The sequence below is a fragment of the Microbacterium jepli genome (assembly GCF_047237905.1).
GTDB lineage: Bacteria > Actinomycetota > Actinomycetes > Actinomycetales > Microbacteriaceae > Microbacterium.
Map to the genome: position 1 here is coordinate 2,534,940 of NZ_JBDFLW010000005.1, position 20,137 is coordinate 2,555,076.

The window sequence follows — 20,137 nt, forward strand, 5'->3', positions numbered from 1 at the left end:
CGATCGCGGTTCGGTACGGGCGGAGCGGTGTCGTCCGGTGGTGACGGCGCGTCAGTAACGAGAGGCCCCGGATTCCCCGTAGAAGAAACATCGGACTCAGGCGCGTCGGCGGGGCCCGGAAACGAGGTCACGGCCGAAGTCAATGGTCAACCCGCTGACCGTCCGGACGCCAGAGCGGGGAAGATCACGCGCCTACGGCTCGGGTGAGCGAACGACGTCCCCGCGCGGCCCACGCCGAACCGGTCACCTCGAACGGCGCCGCCGGCATCGCGGCGCGCACCGCCGACTCCAGCTCAGCACGACCGTCGTCGTCGAGCGCGTCGATGTATGAGCCCACCGGTCCGGCCCCGCGGAGGTACGGCGTCCACCAGTCCTCGAACGTCGGATGCACCACCCGCACGGTGAGCACGGTCTCGACGACGTCGTCGAGACCCGCAGCGACGAGGAACCCGCTCAGCTGGCCTTCGCTCGTTCCGGGAAGCGCGGCCTCCCTGGGCGCGGACGGATCGAGACGGCTCAGCACATCCCAGAACCGGCTCAGCGGGCTCATGCCTCCCGCGTGGTCCCAGACACATGCGGCGACCACGCCACCCGGTCGCGTGACCCGAGCCATCTCGCGGAGATCTCGCACGGGGTCGGTCATGAAGTGGACGACGAGCTGAGCGAGCGTCGCATCGAACTCGTCGTCCGCGAACGGGAGGGCGCCCGCCGACGCCACCTCGATGCGCGTCGCCGGGAAGCGCTCCCGCGCGGAGGCCGCGTAGGACTCCGATGGGTCGACTCCCGCGACGGACTGTGCGCCGACGCGGGCGATCAGCTCGGCGGTCAGTGCCCCGGGACCGCAGCCCACGTCGAGAACCCGTTGCCCCTCCCGCACACCGGCGAAGTCCGCGAAAGGCGCACTCAATCCCGTCGAATAGCGCCCCATGAAGCGGTCGTAGTCGACCGCGGCACCGTCGAAGCCCATGCGGACACGGTATGACCGCGCTGCGCCCAGTGGAAGAGGTTCCGTCGCCCGAAGGACCGCCGATGCCGTGCTCCCGCAGAGATGACCGCGCTCCAGAGGCAGCAGGAGGTCGGGTGCACGTGCCGTGGAACCGACCGCCTCGACGCTATTCGCTCAAGTGCTGGCTCCCGATCACCCCGAGCAGCCGCAGCTTCTCATGGCTCTCCGAGCCCGGCGTGGCCGTGTAGACGAGCAGATGGTGCGACTGGTCGGGGTCGACGAGGGTCTGGCAGGAGAGCTCGAGTCTTCCGAGTTCCGGATGCTGGAACCTCTTGTATGCGGCAGGACGGAGCCCCACCTCGTGCGCGGACCACAGATCGCGGAACTCTGCGCTGCTGGATGTGAGGAGCTCGACGTAGTGGGCGGCGCGGGATCCCGGTCCGCGTCGGGCCGCGATCTCGCGGAGGCCCGAGACCCACAGCCGACCGAGGAAGGCGTGATCCTCCGGCGCATAGAGACTCCGGCTGGCAGGGACCGTGAACCAGCGGTAGCCGATGCTGCGCTCGGGACCGGAGAGGTGCGCCGTGTCGCCCGTGAGCGCGACGCCGAGCGGCGTCTGCACGAGCGTCTCGCCGAGCTCGGTGACGACCTCCGCGGGAGTGTCCTCGAGCCGGTCCAGTATGCGCCGCAGGCCCGGCGAGACATGGTCGCTCAAGCCTCCGCGCGCCGGCGGCTGATGTCCGGCGAGGAGGAGGAGGTGGTCGCGCTCGTCGAGGCTGAGGTGCAGGCCCTGCGCGATGGCGGCCAGCATCTGCTCCGACGGCTGCGGGCTGTTCCCGCGCTCGATCCGCGCGTAGTAGTCCGTCGACATGCTCGACAGCGCCGCCACCTCCTCGCGGCGGAGTCCGGTCGTACGACGGCGCGCCGTGCGCGGAAGGCCGACGTCCTCGGGCTGGAGCGCCTCACGGCGGCCCCGGAGGAACTCGGCGAGACCCGCGGCATCCATCTGACGCATTCGTCCTCCTGGTGTCGTGACCCATTCTCCCGGTCGACTGCGAACGCAGCCAGGACCCGCCGATCCACGGCTCCACGCGCCGTGGATGCGCACGGGCGCGTGCCGGAGGCTGTGTGCACGGGGACGGACCGTCCGCATCCCCGACCGTCAGGAGGCACCCATGCCCCGCCGCATCGACATCCCCGTTCCCGACCTCTCCGGCCGCCGCGCCCTCATCACCGGCGGCAGCGACGGCATCGGCCTGGTGCTCGCCACCCGGCTGGCCGGCGCCGGCGCCGAGGTCCTCCTGCCGGTGCGCGACCGCGCGAAGGGTGAGGCGGCCGTCGCGCGCATCCGCGAGCGACACCCCGCCGCCCGGGTGATCCTTCACGACCTCGACCTCGCGGACCTGTCGTCCGTGGCGGCGCTCGCGGCTCAGCTGACCGCCGACGGCGCTCCCCTGCACATGCTCGTCGCGAATGCCGGAGTGATGACGCCTCCCGCCCGGCGCGTCACCGCCGACGGCTTCGAGCTGCAGTTCGGCACCAACCACCTCGGTCACTTCGCGCTGATCGGCCGCCTCCTGCCGTTGCTGCGAGCAGGATCCGCGCGCGTCGTCTCGCAGGTGAGCATCGCGGCGGATCAGGGTGCCGTCAACTGGGACGACCTCAAGTGGGAGCGCCGCTACAACGCGATGCGCGCGTACAGCTCGTCGAAGATCGCGCTCGGCCTCTTCGGACTCGAGCTCGACCGGCGAAGCATCGCGGGCGGCTGGGGCATCGCGAGCGACCTCGCGCACCCCGGTGTCGCTCCGACCAGCCTCCTCGCCGCGCGCACGGCGACCGGTCGGTCACGCGACGGCTTCGACGTGCGGCTGATCCGGCTCCTCTCCCGGCTCGGCATCCTCGTCGGAACGATCGAGACCGCCTCCCTTCCGGCGCTTCTCGCCGCGACCTCCGACGCTCCCGGCGGACGGCTCTACGGACCGAGCGGACCCGGCCGTCTCGGCGGCCCGCCCGCCGTGCAGCAGCCGAACGCGAGGATCAGCGACCCCGAGGACGCCGCGCGGATGTGGGCGGTCTCTGAGGACCTGACGGGGGTCCGCTTCCCCGCATGACGACCCGGCGCCCCATGTCCGCGTCTCCCGGCGCCTCCGCCGGGCACGCGGGCGTCAGGCGTACGGTGGACGGATGCCGGAGCTCACGTACCCGGAGGTGGGCGCCACGGCCGGCGCCCTGCCCGATGGTTACCGGCATGTGCGCATCCGTCGGACCATCGGCCGCGGCCGGGACGCCTTCGAGCGGGCGGGCGACGACCTTTTGCGCGGTGAAGCGCAGAAGCGGGCCGGAGTCGACATCTCGCTCTCGCAGGTCCCGCTGCGCGTCGGCACGACCGTGAGGATGCGGCTCCCTCTCGGATTCCTCGCCTTCTCCGCGCCGTGCCGCGTGGTCTGGGCTGAGCGCACGGCGGAGCGCGCGGGTTTCGCGTACGGCACCCTCCCGCGTCATCCTCTGCGCGGTGAGGAGAGGTTCGAGCTGCGCCTTCTGCCCACCGGCGACGTCTGCTTCTCCATCACGGCCTTCTCCGCCCCCGGACGGTGGTTCACGCGGCTCGGCGCTCCCCTGGTCCGAGTGGTGCAGACCAGGATGATCCGCCGATACCTCGACGCGCTCGTCGAGCACTCGCCCGAGGAGCGCTCGCGCGACGAGCGCTGATCCGCCCATCACCCGAGGTCGCCGCGTTGTCAATCCTCCGGGGTGCCCGGGATCGACTGACCTAGCGTTGCCGGATGACGCTGAACCATATCCGACGCGGGAGTGGCAGCCCGCTGCTGCTGGTCCATGGCCTGGGCGCAGGCTGGCGATCCTGGACGCCGATCCTGGATCGATTGGCCGAGCACCGTGAGGTCATCGCGGTCGACCTGCCGGGGTTCGCGGAGACACCGCCCCTCACTGGCGAGGTCTCGATCGCCACCCTGACCGACGCGGTCGCGGACTTCATCCGCGAGCAGGGGCTGGACGGGATCTCGACCGCCGGTCAGTCGATGGGCGGGCGGATCGTGCTGGAGCTCGCGCGACGGGGCATCGGCGGAGACGCGGTTGCCCTGGACCCGGGCGGGTTCTGGAGCCGCCGCGAACTCGCCGTCTTCGCGGCCACGCTGCGGCCGTCGATCGTTCTGGTCCGGGCGCTGCGAGGCGCGCTGCCGGCCCTGCTCGGCAATCCGGTCGGCAGGACTCTGCTGCTGGCTCAGCTGTCGGCACGGCCCTGGGCGCTGTCTCGCGAGATCGTCCTGCCGGACGTGCGCGGACTGGCCGATTCCCCGGCGACGGGCGCAGCCATGGACGCCCTCACGAAGGGCCCGGCGCAGCAGGGCGCTCTCGCCGGCTCCGTGCCCGGTCGGGTCACGATCGGGTGGGGGCGGCGGGACCTGGTCACCGTGCCCAGACAGGCCGCGCGCGCCTCCGAGCTGTTCCCCGATGCCGAACTGCACTGGTTCGAGCGCTGCGGTCACTTCCCGCAGTGGGACGCGCCGCAGGAGGTGATCCGACTCATCCTCGAGAACACCGACTGAGATCAACGCACGACGACGACCGGCGAAACCGGTCGATCGCCTTTTCAGCGCATCGAATCCCTGCAGGTGACGTCCTGACCCCAGACCGTCACTGTGCCGGTGAAGCCGTTGTCTGAACAGGCCTGCAGCACGCTCTGTGCGGCCAGGGTGGTCAGCGCGACGATCACGACGACCGCGACGATCATCAGCACGACGGAGACGATGATGGCCGCGACGGCGAAGCCGTTCTTCTCACCTGCTCTGCGACTCTGCACGAGAGCGACGATGCCGAGGACCAGCGCGATCGGTTGGACGAAGAATGACAGGACGAAAGCGACGATGCCCAGCGTCCTGCCCGGACGTGGAGCCGCCGTCGGAGGTGACGCGGCCTCGCTCATGGGAGGGGTCATGCCTGTCATCGGAGCTCCATTCCTTCCGGTATGTCTCGCCGGCTGCTCCGAGCGTACGAAGACCGAGGAGCGCAGGCACTGGGCCTGGGTCGCCTGCGAGGAGGGGACAGCCCCCGGATTCATCGGATGCCGCACACGTCCCGTCGCCACGACCGAAGCCGCGTCGAGACCGCGAGAGGTGATCGGGACAGTGGGCGGAAGAATGACCCCATGACGTCAGCCGAGAAGCCGTCGGCGCCCGGCCCCGCCGCATCGATCGACACGGCATACCGATCGAAGTACGGTGTCGGCGCAGCATCCATGGTCACTGGAGAATCGCGGGCGTCCACCCTCCGCCTCGCGAGACTCGACACCGCCACGTCGTCGGATGAGGACTGAACGAGAATCGATCGCGTGCCCCTCACCCTGCTCACGCCCGCCGAAGTCGGATCGCTCCGCGACTTCCTCGCCGAAGCGGATCTGACGCTCGCCGGACTCGACGCCCCGAACGTCCGTCTCTGGGTCGAGCGCGACGCCGACGGAACCATCACCGGCAGCACGGGCTACGAGCTGAGCCACGACGGCCGGCACGCCCTCATCCGGTCGGTCGCCGTGAGCCCCGGTCGACGCCACGGCGGTGCCGGCACGCGACTGGCGACACACGCACTGGCCCGGGCAGCGGCCGACGGCGCCCATCACGCCTGGCTGTTCTCGCGTCGTTCCGGGCCGTTCTGGCAGAGCCTCGGCTTCTCGCCGGCGGATCGCGGTGACCTCGTGAGGGTGCTCGCGGATGCTCACCAGGTGCGACTCTTCCAGGAGACCGGCCAGCTGGATCGGGAGGTCGCGTGGTCACGACCTCTCGCCCGATCGTCCGGCTGATCGCCCGGCACGGTCACCCGTCACCCAGCGCTCCACGGGCGGAGCATTTCAACTGGGGGTGTTATCGACAGTGTGAAAGTCGCCATGTCGCGCGCCGCGGAGCGGCGAGAGGGCGATGACGAGAGCTGCGATGGCGAAGACCGCCGCCGCGATGCCGATGGTGACCCGGTAGCCCAGGAGGGTCGCGAGCAGGCCGGCCAGCAGGGCTCCGAAGAAGAAGACGACCCGGTTGGCGGTGCGGATGGTCGCATTCATTCGGCCCTGCATGGCGTCGGGTGCCACGGCCTGGCGGTATCCCATCTCGTTGGCATCCTCGATCCCCTGCGACATCGCGTAGAGGAACTGCGCGGCAGCGAGGACGGGCACGAGGAGCGCCAGTGAGGTGGCGGCGGTGAGAGGGAGCAGGGCGAGCGCCAGCCAGGGCGCGACGGTGACGACCCGCCCGAGGAGGATCGCTCGCCCTGCTCCGATCCGTGAGCCGACGCGGGTCGCGAGGAGGGCACCTAAGAAACCGCCGATGCCGCCGACAGCGAGGATGAGGCCGAAGGCCCACTCCGGGACATCCAGCTCCCGTAGGACGAAGACGCCGAACAACGTCGCCACGATGCTGTTCGCGAGGAACCAGAGGTGGACCGAGAGGGCCAGAGGACGCAGCATCCGATGCCGGTAGGTGTACCGCATCCCGTCAGCGATCTCGTGGCCGATGTGACGTCCGGGCGCGCGCGCATCCGCCCGCACTTCACGCACCCGGATGCGGGACTGGAGAAGAGCCGCCCCCGTGAGGATCACCGCCTCGAAGACGAAGAGCAGCGGCGCGCCGACGAGGTTGACCAGCGCGCCGCCGACTGCGGGTCCGACGGTGCCCGCTACCGTCGCGCTCTGACCGAGACGTGCGTTCGCCGCGACGAGCGACTGCCGTGGAACGAGGTGGGGCAGGAACGGCTGAGCGGCCGAGTCGGCGAAGAGGGTGAGGACGCCGAGGGTTAGGACGACGGCTGCGAGGGACCAGAAGTTCAGCGCGTTCGTGAGGAGGAGCACGGGGATGGAGGCGAGCGCGAGGGCGCGACCGATGCTCGTGATGACGAGGGTGGGCTGGCGTCGCCACCGGTCCATCAGGGCGCCGATGATGAGTCCGAGGAAGAGGTAGGGCACGACGCCCAGGGCGCTGAGGATGCTGATCTGCACGGGCGTCGCATCGATGACGGTGACGATCAGCACCTGGAATGCCACGCCCCCGACGGCGCTGCCGAAGGCGCGCATCGTCGTCGCACTCCAGAAGAGCGCGAAGGCGGGAACGCGGAGCACCTCTCCCGGCCGACTGGCGCCGGAGGCTCCTCCCGCCCCCTCACTCACCTTCGCCAGCCTCAGCGGCGCGGTGTGGCTGCTGCGGCTGTCGCTCGCCTGCTGCCGCGGATGACACGGCCGCGTCCTGCCGGGACGACCCCTCTTCTCGAACGATGTCCTTTCACCGCCCCATGGCGGTGGGATGGCGCTCGGCGAAGCCGATTCCTGAGAAACGCTCCATGCCCCACAAGCGGCTGCGCTCGGGGCGCTCCCGTTCCTCCACCAGGTCCGCGAGATGCTCTCCGATGAGCGCGGCGTACTTGAAGCCCTCCCCCGAGTCGCCGCAGGCGACTGTGACGCGATCGTCGACTCGGTCGATCACGAATTCTCCGTCCGGCGAGTCCGTCCAGCAGCACACCGCAGCATCGAGTGTGCGCAACTCGACTTCGGGGAAGAGAGCTGCGGCTGCACGCTCGATGTGTGCGGTCCGGGAGGGATCGACGGACCGGTCCGGGTCGTCGCCGTCCGTTTCGCGCAGCGGCGCATCCCACCCCAGCTTGTAGCCGCCGGCCGGGTCCGGCATCGCGTAGAGGCCGGCGCGATCGCCGATCGGGCCGTCGAAGAGGCACGGAGCGGCATCCAACGCGCCGCCGTGGTCGAAACGCACCGTCTGCTCGAGGTAGGTCCGGAGTGGCAGGTCGACGCCCAGGCCGGCGAGGATCGCGCGCGAGCCCGGCCCGGCGGCGATCACGACGTGATCGGCGACCAGGGTGCCCTTGTCGGTCTGCACGCTTGCGCGGCCACCCTCTGTGGACACGCCGAGCAGCGTCGTCCGCATCTTCAGCTTCACGCCCCGCTGCTCGAGGGCTGCCACTGTCCGCTGCAGGAGCACTCCGGCCAGCACGACGCCGGCGTCTCCGACGAGGAGGGCGTCACGCGTGTCGGGCGCCAGGTGCGGGAACGACTGCGCCACGTGACGCGCAGCGATGCGGTGGAAGGGGACACGCAGGTCGCGCATCACGGCCGCCGTCGCATCCAGCGAGCCTCCGTCGCGCCACATCAACGTGTTGCGGGTGTAGAGGGCGGCCCCCACCAGCTCGCCGAGCCGGTCCATCGCCTCGACGGCAGCACGCATCACGGGCATGCGTCGCGGCGAGGGATCCGCCAGCCGCCACAGACGGCTGGCGCCTCGCGAGGATGACGTCGGCCCACCGGGCACGTCGCGGTCGATCAGCGTCACGTCGTGTCCGCGGATGGAGAGGTGAAGTGCGGCAGGAAGTCCCCATGCGCCCGCCCCGATGACGATGACCTTCATCGGAGGCGGACACCACCGCGCCTGGTCTGCCCCTCGCGGGTCGCGGCAGTCTTGGTGTGGCCTCGGTGTGCGGAGGTGTGGGTCGTCGTGCTCATGAATCTCTCATCATGCCGTGAGAACGCGGGATGACGAAGACAACCATGCGGCACTCGACGGCCGCTCGCGCGCTATCGCGGCGCCTCGTCATCCGATCGCGGCTCCCCAGCGGGCGAGTGCGTCGATGGCCGCGTGCAGCTCCCGCCCCCGGTCGGTCAGCGCGTAAGCGCGGGTGTTGTGCCGCAGCGGAAGTCTCGTCAGGACGCCCGCCGCTTCCAGTTCCCGCAGACGGGTGGCGAGCATGTTGGTCGGCACCCCGAGGTCGCGCTGGAGGTCACCGTAACGCTGCGCCCCCTCCATCAGCCGATCGATGATGAGGAGCGCCCATCGAGGCCCGACGACGGCGAGTGCCGCGGAGAGGTCGCTCACGTGACGGCGTCGGAGTCCGGCTTCATCCAGAACGGCGAGTAGTGGTAGCCGTCGAGATCGTCGAACTGGCGCTGATACATGAACGGGTAGTCGTCCGTGCCGCCCACGCGCCCACCCGCCGCGGCAGCCCGTTCGACCAGAGCATCGACCGCTTCCCTGCTGCTGAGGTCGAACGAGACCGTGACCTTGGACGGCGTCTCCGGTCCGCCGATGAGATCCTCCGTGCCGCCGACGCTTGCGTACATCTCCCGGCTGCCGAGCATGACGTACTGCTCGGGTGCGATCGCGAAGCACGACACGTTGTGGTCGGACATCTCGGTGTTCAGCGTCCACCCGAGGGCGGTGTAGAAGGCGGTGGCGCGTTCGACGTCTGCGACCGGACAGGTGATGAAAAGGCTCATGTGCAGACACTTGCAAAATAGAAGTGCCGCGTCAAGAGGGCAGGGAGAGCGCATGCGATGAGTGCGGCTCTTCCGAAAACCACAGGGACGGTCAACGTCCGGTGAAGGGCGCGTCCGTATCCCTGGAGGCATGGACACCCCGCCTCCCCCGCATCGCGCATCTCAGAATGACGACGAAACGCCTGCCGCACCGATCCGAACGACCGGCGTGCGGCGCACGAGACGACGGCGCATTCGGAACGCCACAATCGCCGGAGGGCTCGCCGTGCTCCTGGCCGCGGGGGGAACGGCCGCCTGGGCCGCGGACCGCTTCCTCATCGAGCACGTGGAGATCTCCGACGTCTCGGCCTACGAGGCGGAGCACTCCCCCACCGCGACGGACGCGGGCACCACCGCCACGGCGTCCGCGTCAGCCGACGCGGTCGCGGCTGTCGTCACCGACTCCTCGTACTCCGACGGCGACACCACGATCACCGTGACGCAGGTCACCGCGGGGTCGGGCGACGACACCGTGACGTATTACGTCGCCGACGTCGTGGTCTCCGAAGCCACCCAGCTGCGGTCCGCATTCGCGAAGGACCAGTTCGGCGAGAACATCACCGAGACCACGAGCACCATCGCGGCGCAGAACGACGCGGTCTTCGCCGTCAACGGCGACTACTACGGCTTCCGCACGACGGGCATCGAAATCCGCAACGGCGTCGTCTACCGCGACGAAGGCGTCCGGGAGGGGCTCGCGTTCTACACCGACGGGCACGTCGAGGTCTACGACGAGACCGCGACCACCGCGGACGAGCTCGTCGCCGCAGGCGTCTGGAACACCATCTCCTTCGGCCCGGCCATCGTCGAGGACGGCGCGGTCGTCGACGGCATCGAGGATGTCGAGGTCGACACCAACGTCGGCAACCACTCCATCCAGGGCCAGCAGCCGCGGACGGCTGTGGGCGTCATCGGCGAGAATCACTACGTGTTCGTCGTCGTCGACGGACGCTCCGAGGGGTACAGCAAGGGCGTCACCCTGACGGGTCTCGCCGAGATCATGACCGGGCTCGGTGCGACCACCGCGTACAACCTCGACGGCGGCGGCTCGTCCACCATGTACCTCAACGGGGTCGTGGTGAACCAGCCGTCCAACGGCGGCGAGCGCGGTACGAGTGACATCCTCTACGTGGCCGGCTGACAGCGGTGATCGTCCTCATCCCCGCCTACGAACCGGGCGAGCACCTCGTCCCCCTCGTCCGCGACCTCCTCGACCAGGACCCCGATGCGGAGGTGCTGATCGTGGACGACGGCAGCGGCTCGGCCTTCGCCGAGCGCTTCGCGGCCGCGCAGCGCGCCGGTGCCCGTCTGCTCGCGCACCCCGTGAACCGCGGCAAGGGCGCGGCCCTCAAGACCGGGCTCCGCGACGTCGAAGAGCGGCGACCCGGCGACGACGTCGTCACCGCCGATGCCGACGGGCAGCACACCGCCCGCGACATCCTCCGGGTGGCCGACGCGCTCCGGGTGGATTCCGCGCGAGGTGCCTCGGAGCTGGTGCTCGGCGCGCGCGGCTTCCGCGGTGAGGTCCCGTTTCGCAGCCGCATCGGCAATGCGATCTCGCGCGCGCTCTTCCGGGTGGCGGCCGGCTGGGGCGCCTCCGACACGCAGACCGGACTCCGCGGCATCCCCGTCGGCATGCTGCCCTGGCTGCGGGAAGTGCCCGGGGACCGCTTCGAGTACGAGATCGAGATGCTGCTGCGTCTCGGGAAGGCGGGATTCACCGCCCGCGAGATCCCGATCGAGACCGTCTATCTCGCGCAGAACGCGTCCAGCCACTTTCGACCCCTCATGGATTCGCTGCGCGTCACACTCCCGCTCCTGCTGTTCGCCGCGTCGTCCCTGCTCGCCTTCCTCGTCGACACGGTCGCGCTGCTGGTGCTCCAGGCGCTGACGGGCTCGCTGGTCGCCTCCATCGTCGGCGCTCGGCTCGTCAGCGCGAGCGTCAACTTCGCCGTCAATCGACGGGTCGTCTTCCGCAGCCCCCGCACCGCCCGCACATTCACGCAGGCGCTGCGATACACCGGCCTGGCTGCGCTCCTCCTCGCATCGAACGTCGTGTGGATGCAGGCCCTCACCGGGGCAGGCCTTCCCCTGCTCGTCGCGAAAGCGGCCACCGAGGCCGTGCTGTTCGTCACGAGCTACCAGGTGCAGCGGCGCTTCGTCTTCGGCAGAGGTGCGGCCGCACGGCGATCGGCCGACGTCTCCGGCCGCTTGGCTCCGTCACAGGAACGGTTTAGCAGTGCGCCAGACGGTCCGGCTCAGATGGACATCACGCCCCGCTTCGAGAGGACCTCATGAACACCACGCTCCTGCTCATCACCGCCGACTTCGTCGCCGCCGGCATCCTGAGCTTCGCCCTCTACTACCGCCGTCACCGCCGCCGCGACCTCGTCGTCGCCTTCCTCGGAGTGAACATCGGCGTCCTGGCAGTCACGACCGTGCTCGGCTCGTCGGAGGTCGCCGTCGGGCTCGGCCTCGGGCTGTTCGGGGTGCTGTCCATCATCCGGCTGCGCTCCTCGGAGGTCTCGCAGCGCGAGGTCGCCTACTACTTCTCGGCGCTCGCGCTCGGTCTCGTTTCCGGCCTCCCGACGGCGCAGCCGTGGATCCCCCTCTCGCTCATGGCGCTCGTCCTGGCCGTCATGTGGGCCGCGGACCATCCCGCGCTGCTGAGCCGCTCCCGGCACCAGAGCGTGCACGTGGACCGGGCGATCGCCGACGAGGACGACCTTCGCGCCGAACTGGAGCGTCGTCTCGGCGCGACCGTGACCTCGCTCACCGTGCAGCACCTCGACCTCGTCGACGACACGACCCTCGTCGACGTCCGCTACCGACTGCCACGCATCGCAGCCGCCACGGCCGTCTCGCACGAGACCCTCGTCGAGGAGCGCGCACGATGACCACGACATTCGACCTCGGCCGCTTCGAGGGAATCGATCTCGAGCGGCTCATCGCCGACGCCGCGCTGCAGACCCGCGTCGACCGCAAGTACGTGCTGTCACAGGATGCCGCGGCTCGCGTCGTCGCATCGCTGGACGCGCGCACGCTGATCCTCGACACCGGCGGCACGCGCTCGTTCCGGTATGAGTCCGTCTACTTCGACACCCCCGACCTCCTGAGCTTCCACATGGCGGCGCAGCCGCGACGACGGCGTTTCAAGCTCCGCACCCGCACCTACGTGGACTCGCAGACCGCGTTCCTCGAACTCAAGACGCGCGGCGCACGCAGCACGACGGTCAAGGACCGCGTGGAGTACGCGCCGTCCGCTCGCCGCCGGCTCACCGACACGGCGCGCGATTACGCCGCCGAAGGTCTGGATGCCATCGGCGTCGGCGGTCGGCGCGCCGACGATCTCGGAGTGCGGCTGACGACCCGGTACCGCCGCGCGACGTTCGTCTCGGCCGACCGCGCGGCCCGCGCCACCCTCGACGTCGACCTGGAATGGGACGACGTCGCCGGCCCGGTGCTGACGACGCCGCACCTCGTCATCCTCGAGACCAAGTCGCCCGCGGCCGCATCCGACGTCGACCGGGTGCTGTGGCGGGCCGGTCATCGGCCGGTGAGCATCAGCAAGTACGCCACCGGCATGGCCGCGCTGCATCCCCACCTTCCCCGCAACAAGTGGTCGCGGCTGCTGCGCGGACCCTTCGCCGGCGCCCTTCTCCATTCCCCTCCCACCGCCCGCCCATCCATGATCCGAACAGAGGAGACATCATGCGCAGACGCCGCCTGATCCTGTCCGCCATCCCCCTCGGCATCGCCGCGCTCGTCCTCGCGGGCTGCGCGACGACGACCGTGCAGCCGGCCTCGACCGCGGCATCCGACGTCGCCGCGGTGACGGAGACCACCGTCGTGCAGACGGCGGACGCGACCGCCGACGCCCTGATCGACGCGAACGAGAACGCCACCGTCGTCCGCGACGACGAGTGGTCCGCGGCCGACGCCGCAGACATCTCCCTGAGCGGCTCCACCGCGACGACGACCTCTGCGGGGGTGTCCGTCGACGGCGCGACGGTGACCATCACCGCCGCCGGCGTCTACCGCCTCTCCGGCACGCTCGACGGCTCCGTCGTCGTCTCCGCCCCCGACGACGCGCACGTCGTCCTCATCCTCGACGACGCGTCGATCTCGAACGCCGACGGCCCGGCGATCGAGGTCGTGACCGCCGACGACGTCGCCGTCTCCCTCGCCGACGGGACGACGAACACCCTGTCGGATGCCGCGGCCTACGCCGACGACGCGGACGCGAACGCCGCGCTCTACAGCTCCGCCGACCTGACCATCACCGGCACGGGCTCCCTCGTGGTCGACGGCAACGGCGACGACGGCATCACGAGCACCGACGACCTCGCGATCCTGTCCGGCACGATCAGCGTCACCGCCGCCGACGACCCCCTTCGCGGAAAGGATTCCGTGACCATCGAGGGTGGGACGCTCTCGCTCACGGCCGGCGGAGACGCTCTCAAGAGCGACAACGCGGAAGAGGCCGCGCGCGGCTACGTGCTCATCGAAGGAGGCACGATCGATGCGACGGCCACCGACGACGGAGTGGACGCGCTCACCGACGTCATCGTCACGGGAGGCGACCTGAGCGTCGCCGCCGAGGGCGACGGCCTCCACGGCGACGTCGCACTCGCGATCGCCGGCGGCAGCGTCACGGTGTCGCAGTCGTACGAGGCGCTCGAGGCCGCGGCCATCACCCTCTCGGGCGGCGACATCGACATCACGGCGTCCGACGACGGCGTGAACGCATCGGGCGGGTCGGGATCGACCGCAGGCGGCGGCATGCAGGACACCGGCGAGACGCTCACGATCTCCGGCGGCACCATCGTGGTTGACGCCGGCGGAGACGGGCTGGACTCGAACGGCTCCATGACCATCTCCGGCGGCACCGTCACCGTGTTCGGTCCGACGAGCGACGGCAACGGCGCGCTCGACACGAACGGCGCCTTCGTCGTGACCGGCGGCACCCTGCTCGCCGTCGGCAGCGCTGGGATGGCGGAATCGCCCGGCGACGGGTCGACGCAGTCCTGGATCTCCGCCGGCGCGTCGGGGAGTGCCGGCGACACGGTCGAGCTCACGGATGCCGACGGCACCGTCGTGGCGACCTTCACCGCCCAAAAGACGTTCCAGTCCGTGGTCTTCTCCTCGGCCGACCTGCAGGCCGGCGCGACCTACACCGTCCTGGTGAACGGCACCTCGGCGGCGACGGTGACCGAGGGCACCGCGACCGCCGGCGTCATGGGTGGTGGAGGCGGCATGGGCGGCGGCCCCGGATCCGGCGGCCCCGGAGGCGACCAGCGCCCCTGACGAGACGATCGGAACGAAGAGGTGGGCCTCCGCGACACGCGGGGGCCCACCTCTTCTGTCGCCGCAACCTGACGAATGGGAGCGCCCGCGCGGAGCGGCGCATCGGCGCGCCCGGGCGAGACCTCCGCGCGCGACATTCGTCGGCAGGCGCGCCCGCGACGACAGAGGCGGCTAAGGCCGAAGGAGCGGCAGGCGCACGGTGAAGACGGTGGAGCCGGGTTCGCTCCGCACGGAGATGACGCCGTCGTGCGCGGAGACGATGGCCTCCGCGATGGAGAGCCCCAGGCCGGTGCTGCCCGCGTCCCTGTTGCGCGAGTGGTCCCCGCGCGCGAAGCGCTCGAACAGCCGGTTCCGCACGGCCGCGTCGATGCCGGGCCCGTCGTCCGACACCTCGAGCACGGCATCCGCGTCGTCCGTCTTCACGGAAGTGATCACCTTCGTGCCCGCCGGGGTGTGGGTCCGCGCATTGCGCAGCAGATTCGCGATGACCTGGCGGATGCGATTCTCGTCGCCCAGCACCTCGATCGCGTCCTCGCCGATCTCCAGACGCCAGTCGTGACCCGACTCGGTGGCGTGGGCGTCGCTCACGGCGTCGATGGCCAGCATCGCAAGGCTCACCGGCTCGCGGCGAAGAGGCTGTCCGGCATCCAGCCTCGCAAGAAGGAGCAGGTCATCGACGAGCGAGCTCATCCGCTCCGATTCCGCCGCGATCCGGTCGAACGACCTCTGCTGCGTCGGGGTCATGGGGGCCGCCTCACCCATCGACAGCTGGGCGTAGCCGCGGATCGACGCCAGGGGCGTGCGCAGCTCGTGGCTCGCGTCGGCGATGAAGCGCCGCAGCTGCTGCTCGCTGTGCTGCCGTGCGGTCAACGCAGCCTCGATGTGCCCGAGGAGGGTGTTGAGCGAGCTTCCGACCCGCCCGACCTCTGTATGGGGGTCGGTGTCCTGGTCGGCCACTCGCTCCCGGATCTCGACATCGCCCTGGGCGAGCGGCTGCTCGGCGACGTGCTCCGCGACGGCGGCCACGCGCTCGAGCGGCCGCAGGTTGCGGCGGATGACGAGCGACAGAACGACGACGACGATGATGAGCGTCAGCGCGCTCACGCTTAGGAGGATCCAGGAGAGCGCATCCGTGGTGGCGGTGACGTCATCGAGCGAGTTGCCCGCGATCACCGTCGCACCGCCGGCGGATTCCGATGCGACCCGGAACGCGCCCAGGTCTCCTCCCAGATCGATGGTGGTGGGCGTTCGCGGAGCCGGATCGGCCGCAGCCAGCGTCTGGACCTGCGCATCGGAGAGCGCGACCTTCGTTCCGTCGGAAGCGATGTACGCCGAGGCGATGACGGCCCCGTCGGCGTCGAGGATCACCTGGAGCGACCCGACGCGCTGGCCGGGCCCGGTGCCGTCGGACCCTCCGCTCGCGTCTGGGCCGTCGCTCGCGCCTGAGCCGTCCGCGTCACCGGACGGTCCGCGCCGGTCGTACAGATCGCCCGCCCCACCGGGCCCGGAGATGAAGTTCAGCGATTCGAGCACCTGCGCGTCCAGACGCTCGTACACGAACGATCGCAGCGCGAGGCTCGTCGCGAACCCGGAGGCGATGAGGCCCGCTGCGAGCAGGGCGGCGACGCTGACGACGAGCGTCCGGCGCAGCGTCCACCTCCTGCGGGTCATCGCGCGGGTTTGATCGTGTAGCCCACGCCTCGGACGGTGTGGATCAGCGGCTCGCCGATCGTGTCGATCTTCTTTCGCAGGTACGAGATGTAGATCTCGACGACGCTGGCGTTGCCGCCGAAGTCGTAGCTCCACACCTGGTCGAGGATCTGCGCTTTGCTCAGCACCCGGCGGGGATTCTGCATCAGATAGCGAAGCAGTTCGAACTCCTTTGCCGTCAGCCTGATCGGCGTGCCGTCTCGTTCGACCTCATAGGTCTCCTCATCGAGGGTCAGGTCGCCGACCTGGAGGAGCGGATCGGCCGCGGCCGTTGCGGCGACGTGCCGGCGCGCCATCCCCCGCAGCCGCACCACGACCTCCTCGAGGTTGAACGGCTTCGAGAGGTAGTCGTCGCCGCCGGCGGAGATGCCGGCGATACGGTCCTCGACCGCGTCCTTCGCGGTGAGGAAGAGCACCGGCACGTCGTTGCCCGTCGCCCGCACGCGCGCCAGCACCTCCATGCCGTCGAGCCCGGGCATCATGATGTCGAGCACGACGATGTCGGGGGCGAACTCCCGGATGACGCCCAGCGCCTCCTGGCCGTTGGCGGCTGTGCGCGCCTCCCACCCCTCGTGAGCGAGCGCCATCCGCAGCAGCTCGCTGAGGTTGCGCTCGTCGTCCACGATCAGCGCACGGACGGGCGATCCGTCGGGGCGCGTCAACGGCGCAGGTCGCGACGTCGAAGCGTGCATGTCGATCCTGTTCCCGGCTCAGCCGTGGCAGTCGTCGTGGGAGGTCGACGACGGTTGCTCTCACCGTGGCGCGCCGACCTTGGAGGTTCCTATGAGCCATCCTGATCGACGCCAAGACATGGATGGCTCGACAGCTCGAGCGCGTGGCCGTGATCTGCCGGGAACAGCGTTCGAGTCACGGCCGCCGCGTGATGGCAGACTGCCGCCATGTCCATGCCCGCTCGCTTGTCCGTCGTCACGCTCGGCGCCCGTGATGTCCCGATGCTGCGCGCCTGCTACCGGTCGCTGGGATGGAGCGAGGTGAACGGCAGCGACGACGACTGGGCCGCCTATCTCGTCGGCGGCGTGCTCTTCACGCTCCACCCCCTCGCCGACCTCGCGGCGGAAGCGGGCGCCGACATCGCGCGGGCCGGTACGTGGTCGGGGGTGACCTTCGCGTGCAACGTCGACTCAGCAGCGGAGGTCGATGCCGCCTACGGTGCCGCGATCTACGCCGGCGCCACCGCCCTGGCCGCCCCCCAGCAGCGGGAGTGGGGCGGTCGTTCCGGCTACGTCGCCGATCCCGAGGGCAATCGATGGGAGATCGCATGGGCCGCCTCCGCCCGATTCGATGAGAGGGGCGCTCTGACGAGCTTCGGCGGGTGACCTCCCGCGGGTAGGCGCGGACGTCAGTCATCAGCGCCGGCATCCACTCACGTGCCCATCTCCCCGTGCGAAAGATCGCCTCGCACCGGCATGCCCTCGACGCCGAGGCCATTCCCGTTGAACCTCCGCGGGCATATGCTCCGGTCCATGACGAGGTAGATCATCCACACGACAGACGCCCCGACGTCGCCTCTCTGGAGCCAGGCAGTCCGGGCGGGAACGACCGTCTACGTGTCGGGCATGGTCGGCGTAGAGGCGTCGACAGGTGAGCTCGCGGGCTCGACGATCCAGGAACAGACCCGGCAGGCCGTACGCAACTGCGCGGCCATCCTTCAGGCGGCCGGCAGCTCGTTGGCGGATGTGGTCTTCGTCACCGTTCTGCTCTCGAAACCCGAGGATTTCGCAGGCATGAACGAGGCTTATTCGGAGGCGTTCGGCCCGGAACCGCCCGCGCGCGCCGTCACCCGACTTGGCCCTGATCTACCCGGCATCCTCGTGTCGGTGACGATGACCGCAGACACGGCAGGCTGACGCGTCAGCCCGGCAGCTCCCACAGCTCCAGCGGGAGGCCTTCTGGATCATGGATGCGCACGAAGCGCCCATGATCCGTCTCCCACTCCGAGCGACGCTCCACCGGTATTCCTGCCGAGACCAACCGCGCGACGAGTTCGTCGAGCCCCGTGACCCGAAGGTTCAGCATGAACGGCTGTTCGGAGGCGAAGTAGTCGCTGTCCACCGCGAACGGTGCGAAGACCGTCATGCCCGCTTCCTGCTGCCACACCTCATCCGCGCCGGCGCCGATTCCGAGGTGCTCCCGGTACCACGCCGTTCGGGCCTCCGGATCCCGGCTCCGGAAGAACAGCCCGCCGATGCCCGTGACACTCATGAGGGCATCGTATTCGCGTCCGCAGAAGAAAAAGGACCGCGAGGTCTGATGACCCGCGATCCCTTGTCTCTACTGGTGCCCCCGACTGGAATCGAACCAGCGACCTTTGGTACCGGAAACCAACGCTCTATCCCCTGAGCTACGGAGGCGCAACCACACGATGCTATCACCGGGCGGCGGGGGCGTCCGGACGGGGCGGGGCCGCAGCATCCGGTCTACGGCCAGCCGATGGTCCAGAGCAGCAGCACCGCGACGACCTGCAGGACGATGCAGACGACCACGCCGAGGCGGCGCCGTGTGGCCGTGGCAGACAGGCGCGAGTCGGCGAGCAGCGGCGCCATCGGCATCAACAGGCGGAACAGGCTCTGCTGGGGCAGGAACACCGCGAACAGGTAGAGCCCGTAGCCGGCCACGAACGACCACGTCTCGACGCCGAGGGCGCGGATCGGCTTGGAGCGCATCCAGACGATGAAGCCGCCCGCGATCGTGAGCACCATGAGCACGCCCAGGATGCCGAGATACGTGCCCCAGAAGCGGAACCACGGTGTGAGCGGCACGAAGTGTCCGTCGCCGACGAAGGGGATCCACCACGCGATCTCCGTGCGCACGTAGGCGTCGCGGGTGCCGGTGACGGCCTGGGCGATGTACGACCACGACAGTCCCGCGACGGAGATGAGTGCGGCCGAGACGATCATGCCCCAGCGCTGCGCGGCCGGGAACGGGTCTTCCGCGCGACGCGCCCAGCGCACCAGGAAGACGACGCCGAGCGTCAGCGCGATGGCCAGGCCGCCGGGCCGCACGTAGGCGGCGAGCACGCCGACCGGCGCGATCCAGGCGTAGCGCCGGTTCACCGCCAGCAGCAGGCAGGCGAACAGCAGCATGAGGATGAGCGACTCGGCGTAGGCGAGGACGAAGACGAAGGAGAGCGGGCTCAGCGTGAAGAGCACGACGCCCCACCAGGCCGAGGCCGGCGTGGTGACGCGGTGCAGCAGCAGATAGAGCATGACCGTCGCGCCGGCGCTCGCGATCACGCTGAGGCCGACACCGGCCGCCTGCCACGGAATGCCCAGGGCATCGGAGATGATCCGCTCGAGCCAGGGGAAGACGGGGAGGAACGCCCAGTCGTTCGGCTGGACGACACCGCTCGGCGCCAGCGGCAGCCACGTGGGATAGCCGACCTGCGAGATGCGGCCGTAACGGGCGCCGTCCCAGTCGCTCAGGAAGTTCAGGAAGGTGGTGACGAGCTCGCCCTCGGGCCCGAAGCCCCATCTGCCGGCCTTGGAGATCTGGTACCAACTGAAGAGGATCAGCAGGTTGATCGCCCGTCCGACGCCCCACAGCAGCAGCACCCGGCTGATGACACCCGCGGGAAGCGGATCACGATTGATCGTCGTCGTAGGCGCCGATCGGAGGAGACGCATCGAACCGTCCCAGACACGGGCGACGAGCGAGGTCCGGTCGGACGCCCCCGGGGGCGGCACGGTCGTCGCCGCGCGCTCCTGTTCCTGAGCGGTCACGCATCCTCCTCGCGCAGCAGGGAGGTTCCGCCGACCGCGTCACCGGATTTTCCCATACCAGGCTGGGCGAGTGGTACAAGCGACCGCAAGCGCAGGCGAATCGTGACGATCGACCGC

23 protein-coding genes and 1 tRNA gene are annotated in these 20,137 nt (G+C 70.0%); 12 read left to right on the forward strand and 12 right to left on the reverse strand.

The annotated features are described in order from the left end of the window. Nucleotides 1-184 precede the first annotated feature (184 nt). Both ABC304_RS16280 and ABC304_RS16285 read right to left on the reverse strand, forming a co-directional pair. Nucleotides 185-967: a class I SAM-dependent methyltransferase gene (locus ABC304_RS16280; RefSeq protein WP_412932349.1), complete on the reverse strand. Its 783-nt coding sequence runs from the start codon at nucleotides 965-967 to the stop codon at nucleotides 185-187. A 145-nt stretch (nucleotides 968-1,112) separates the two neighbouring features. Further along, on the reverse strand, nucleotides 1,113-1,961 hold the full coding sequence (locus ABC304_RS16285) for a helix-turn-helix transcriptional regulator (protein ID WP_412932352.1): 849 nt from the start codon (nucleotides 1,959-1,961) through the stop codon (nucleotides 1,113-1,115). A gap of 160 nt (nucleotides 1,962-2,121) precedes the next feature. Between ABC304_RS16285 and ABC304_RS16290 the strand changes: the two genes are divergently transcribed. The 3 genes from ABC304_RS16290 to ABC304_RS16300 all read left to right on the forward strand — a co-directional run bounded on the left by ABC304_RS16290 (nucleotide 2,122) and on the right by ABC304_RS16300 (nucleotide 4,512). Next, a complete protein-coding gene (locus tag ABC304_RS16290) occupies nucleotides 2,122-3,057 on the forward strand; it encodes an SDR family oxidoreductase (RefSeq protein ID WP_412932355.1) in 936 nt (311 codons plus the stop codon). Between the two features lie 73 nt (nucleotides 3,058-3,130). Beyond that, nucleotides 3,131-3,655 (forward strand): DUF1990 domain-containing protein, encoded by a 525-nt coding sequence (locus ABC304_RS16295; protein ID WP_412932357.1) that lies wholly within the window; start codon nucleotides 3,131-3,133, stop codon nucleotides 3,653-3,655. 74 nt (nucleotides 3,656-3,729) lie between these two features. Then, nucleotides 3,730-4,512, forward strand: coding sequence for an alpha/beta fold hydrolase (locus tag ABC304_RS16300; protein WP_412932359.1), 783 nt, complete (start codon nucleotides 3,730-3,732; stop codon nucleotides 4,510-4,512). Between the two features lie 44 nt (nucleotides 4,513-4,556). On the opposite strand, the gene ABC304_RS16305 is transcribed toward ABC304_RS16300, so the two are convergent. Beyond that, entirely contained in the window at nucleotides 4,557-4,901 is a 345-nt protein-coding gene (locus ABC304_RS16305) for a DUF4190 domain-containing protein (RefSeq protein WP_412932361.1), read from the reverse strand. Between the two features lie 210 nt (nucleotides 4,902-5,111). Here ABC304_RS16305 and ABC304_RS16310 point away from each other — a divergent pair, with 210 nt between their 5' ends. Together ABC304_RS16310 and ABC304_RS16315 are read left to right on the forward strand one after the other, a co-directional pair. After that, entirely contained in the window at nucleotides 5,112-5,279 is a 168-nt protein-coding gene (locus ABC304_RS16310; RefSeq protein WP_412932363.1) for a hypothetical protein, read from the forward strand. A 15-nt stretch (nucleotides 5,280-5,294) separates the two neighbouring features. Continuing rightward, complete coding sequence (locus tag ABC304_RS16315; RefSeq protein WP_412932365.1) at nucleotides 5,295-5,759, forward strand: GNAT family N-acetyltransferase; 465 nt, start codon at nucleotides 5,295-5,297, stop codon at nucleotides 5,757-5,759. Nucleotides 5,760-5,807: 48 nt separating this feature from the next. Here the strand turns inward: ABC304_RS16315 and ABC304_RS16320 are convergent, their stop codons facing one another. The 4 genes from ABC304_RS16320 to ABC304_RS16335 all read right to left on the reverse strand — a co-directional run bounded on the left by ABC304_RS16320 (nucleotide 5,808) and on the right by ABC304_RS16335 (nucleotide 9,224). Continuing rightward, nucleotides 5,808-7,112 (reverse strand): MFS transporter, encoded by a 1,305-nt coding sequence (locus tag ABC304_RS16320; RefSeq protein ID WP_412932366.1) that lies wholly within the window; start codon nucleotides 7,110-7,112, stop codon nucleotides 5,808-5,810. A 112-nt stretch (nucleotides 7,113-7,224) separates the two neighbouring features. Next, nucleotides 7,225-8,358 (reverse strand): NAD(P)/FAD-dependent oxidoreductase, encoded by a 1,134-nt coding sequence (locus tag ABC304_RS16325; protein WP_412932367.1) that lies wholly within the window; start codon nucleotides 8,356-8,358, stop codon nucleotides 7,225-7,227. A gap of 183 nt (nucleotides 8,359-8,541) precedes the next feature. Further along, nucleotides 8,542-8,823 (reverse strand): winged helix-turn-helix transcriptional regulator, encoded by a 282-nt coding sequence (locus ABC304_RS16330; protein WP_412932369.1) that lies wholly within the window; start codon nucleotides 8,821-8,823, stop codon nucleotides 8,542-8,544. Further along, complete coding sequence (locus tag ABC304_RS16335) at nucleotides 8,820-9,224, reverse strand: VOC family protein (protein WP_412932371.1); 405 nt, start codon at nucleotides 9,222-9,224, stop codon at nucleotides 8,820-8,822. The genes ABC304_RS16330 and ABC304_RS16335 overlap by 4 nt, the downstream gene beginning before the upstream one ends. Nucleotides 9,225-9,489: 265 nt before the next feature. On the opposite strand from ABC304_RS16335, the gene ABC304_RS16340 reads away from it, so the two are divergent. From ABC304_RS16340 to ABC304_RS16360, 5 genes are read left to right on the forward strand one after another with little or no spacing between them, the layout of a single operon-like run. Beyond that, on the forward strand, nucleotides 9,490-10,404 hold the full coding sequence (locus tag ABC304_RS16340; RefSeq protein WP_412932372.1) for a phosphodiester glycosidase family protein: 915 nt from the start codon (nucleotides 9,490-9,492) through the stop codon (nucleotides 10,402-10,404). A gap of 5 nt (nucleotides 10,405-10,409) precedes the next feature. Then, nucleotides 10,410-11,561, forward strand: a complete 1,152-nt coding sequence (locus tag ABC304_RS16345) for a GtrA family protein (RefSeq protein WP_412932374.1) — start codon at nucleotides 10,410-10,412, stop codon at nucleotides 11,559-11,561. Further along, nucleotides 11,558-12,160, forward strand: a complete 603-nt coding sequence (locus tag ABC304_RS16350) for a DUF4956 domain-containing protein (protein ID WP_412932376.1) — start codon at nucleotides 11,558-11,560, stop codon at nucleotides 12,158-12,160. Before ABC304_RS16345 ends, ABC304_RS16350 begins: the two co-directional genes overlap by 4 nt. Next, nucleotides 12,157-12,993 carry a polyphosphate polymerase domain-containing protein gene (locus tag ABC304_RS16355; protein WP_412932378.1) on the forward strand — a complete coding sequence of 279 codons (837 nt, stop codon included), beginning with the start codon at nucleotides 12,157-12,159 and terminating at the stop codon, nucleotides 12,991-12,993. Before ABC304_RS16350 ends, ABC304_RS16355 begins: the two co-directional genes overlap by 4 nt. Further along, nucleotides 12,975-14,570 (forward strand): carbohydrate-binding domain-containing protein, encoded by a 1,596-nt coding sequence (locus ABC304_RS16360; RefSeq protein ID WP_412932380.1) that lies wholly within the window; start codon nucleotides 12,975-12,977, stop codon nucleotides 14,568-14,570. Before ABC304_RS16355 ends, ABC304_RS16360 begins: the two co-directional genes overlap by 19 nt. Before the next feature lie 171 nt (nucleotides 14,571-14,741). Here the strand turns inward: ABC304_RS16360 and ABC304_RS16365 are convergent, their stop codons facing one another. After that, entirely contained in the window at nucleotides 14,742-16,241 is a 1,500-nt protein-coding gene (locus ABC304_RS16365; protein ID WP_412932382.1) for a sensor histidine kinase, read from the reverse strand. Beyond that, entirely contained in the window at nucleotides 16,238-16,972 is a 735-nt protein-coding gene (locus ABC304_RS16370) for a response regulator transcription factor (RefSeq protein ID WP_412932384.1), read from the reverse strand. Before ABC304_RS16370 ends, ABC304_RS16365 begins: the two co-directional genes overlap by 4 nt. 207 nt (nucleotides 16,973-17,179) lie before the next feature. On the opposite strand from ABC304_RS16370, the gene ABC304_RS16375 reads away from it, so the two are divergent. Continuing rightward, a complete protein-coding gene (locus tag ABC304_RS16375) occupies nucleotides 17,180-17,617 on the forward strand; it encodes a VOC family protein (RefSeq protein WP_412932386.1) in 438 nt (145 codons plus the stop codon). Between the two features lie 162 nt (nucleotides 17,618-17,779). After that, the gene (locus tag ABC304_RS16380; RefSeq protein WP_412932984.1) at nucleotides 17,780-18,148 is read left to right on the forward strand and encodes a RidA family protein; all 369 of its coding nucleotides are present in this window, start codon (nucleotides 17,780-17,782) and stop codon (nucleotides 18,146-18,148) included. Nucleotides 18,149-18,152: 4 nt separating this feature from the next. Here the strand turns inward: ABC304_RS16380 and ABC304_RS16385 are convergent, their stop codons facing one another. The 3 genes from ABC304_RS16385 to ABC304_RS16395 form a co-directional block, all read right to left on the reverse strand. After that, the gene (locus ABC304_RS16385; protein WP_412932388.1) at nucleotides 18,153-18,503 is read right to left on the reverse strand and encodes a VOC family protein; all 351 of its coding nucleotides are present in this window, start codon (nucleotides 18,501-18,503) and stop codon (nucleotides 18,153-18,155) included. A 73-nt stretch (nucleotides 18,504-18,576) separates the two neighbouring features. Beyond that, a tRNA-Arg gene (locus ABC304_RS16390) sits at nucleotides 18,577-18,652 on the reverse strand. Between the two features lie 66 nt (nucleotides 18,653-18,718). Beyond that, entirely contained in the window at nucleotides 18,719-20,020 is a 1,302-nt protein-coding gene (locus tag ABC304_RS16395; RefSeq protein WP_412932390.1) for a hypothetical protein, read from the reverse strand. Nucleotides 20,021-20,137 lie beyond the last annotated feature (117 nt).

Excerpts from the sequence above, each read along its gene's own strand:
- ABC304_RS16280 (WP_412932349.1), bottom strand. The coding sequence starts at position 967 with ATGGGCTTCGACGGTGCCGCGGTCGACTACGACCGCTTCATGGGGCGC.
- ABC304_RS16285 (WP_412932352.1), bottom strand. The coding sequence starts at position 1,961 with ATGCGTCAGATGGATGCCGCGGGTCTCGCCGAGTTCCTCCGGGGCCGC.
- ABC304_RS16290 (WP_412932355.1), top strand. The coding sequence starts at position 2,122 with ATGCCCCGCCGCATCGACATCCCCGTTCCCGACCTCTCCGGCCGCCGC.
- ABC304_RS16295 (WP_412932357.1), top strand. The coding sequence starts at position 3,131 with ATGCCGGAGCTCACGTACCCGGAGGTGGGCGCCACGGCCGGCGCCCTG.
- ABC304_RS16300 (WP_412932359.1), top strand. The coding sequence starts at position 3,730 with ATGACGCTGAACCATATCCGACGCGGGAGTGGCAGCCCGCTGCTGCTG.
- ABC304_RS16305 (WP_412932361.1), bottom strand. The coding sequence starts at position 4,901 with ATGACCCCTCCCATGAGCGAGGCCGCGTCACCTCCGACGGCGGCTCCA.
- ABC304_RS16310 (WP_412932363.1), top strand. The coding sequence starts at position 5,112 with ATGACGTCAGCCGAGAAGCCGTCGGCGCCCGGCCCCGCCGCATCGATC.
- ABC304_RS16325 (WP_412932367.1), bottom strand. The coding sequence starts at position 8,358 with ATGAAGGTCATCGTCATCGGGGCGGGCGCATGGGGACTTCCTGCCGCA.
- ABC304_RS16335 (WP_412932371.1), bottom strand. The coding sequence starts at position 9,224 with ATGAGCCTTTTCATCACCTGTCCGGTCGCAGACGTCGAACGCGCCACC.
- ABC304_RS16350 (WP_412932376.1), top strand. The coding sequence starts at position 11,558 with ATGAACACCACGCTCCTGCTCATCACCGCCGACTTCGTCGCCGCCGGC.
- ABC304_RS16355 (WP_412932378.1), top strand. The coding sequence starts at position 12,157 with ATGACCACGACATTCGACCTCGGCCGCTTCGAGGGAATCGATCTCGAG.
- ABC304_RS16360 (WP_412932380.1), top strand. The coding sequence starts at position 12,975 with ATGCGCAGACGCCGCCTGATCCTGTCCGCCATCCCCCTCGGCATCGCC.
- ABC304_RS16365 (WP_412932382.1), bottom strand. The coding sequence starts at position 16,241 with ATGACCCGCAGGAGGTGGACGCTGCGCCGGACGCTCGTCGTCAGCGTC.
- ABC304_RS16370 (WP_412932384.1), bottom strand. The coding sequence starts at position 16,972 with ATGCACGCTTCGACGTCGCGACCTGCGCCGTTGACGCGCCCCGACGGA.
- ABC304_RS16375 (WP_412932386.1), top strand. The coding sequence starts at position 17,180 with ATGTCCATGCCCGCTCGCTTGTCCGTCGTCACGCTCGGCGCCCGTGAT.
- ABC304_RS16385 (WP_412932388.1), bottom strand. The coding sequence starts at position 18,503 with ATGAGTGTCACGGGCATCGGCGGGCTGTTCTTCCGGAGCCGGGATCCG.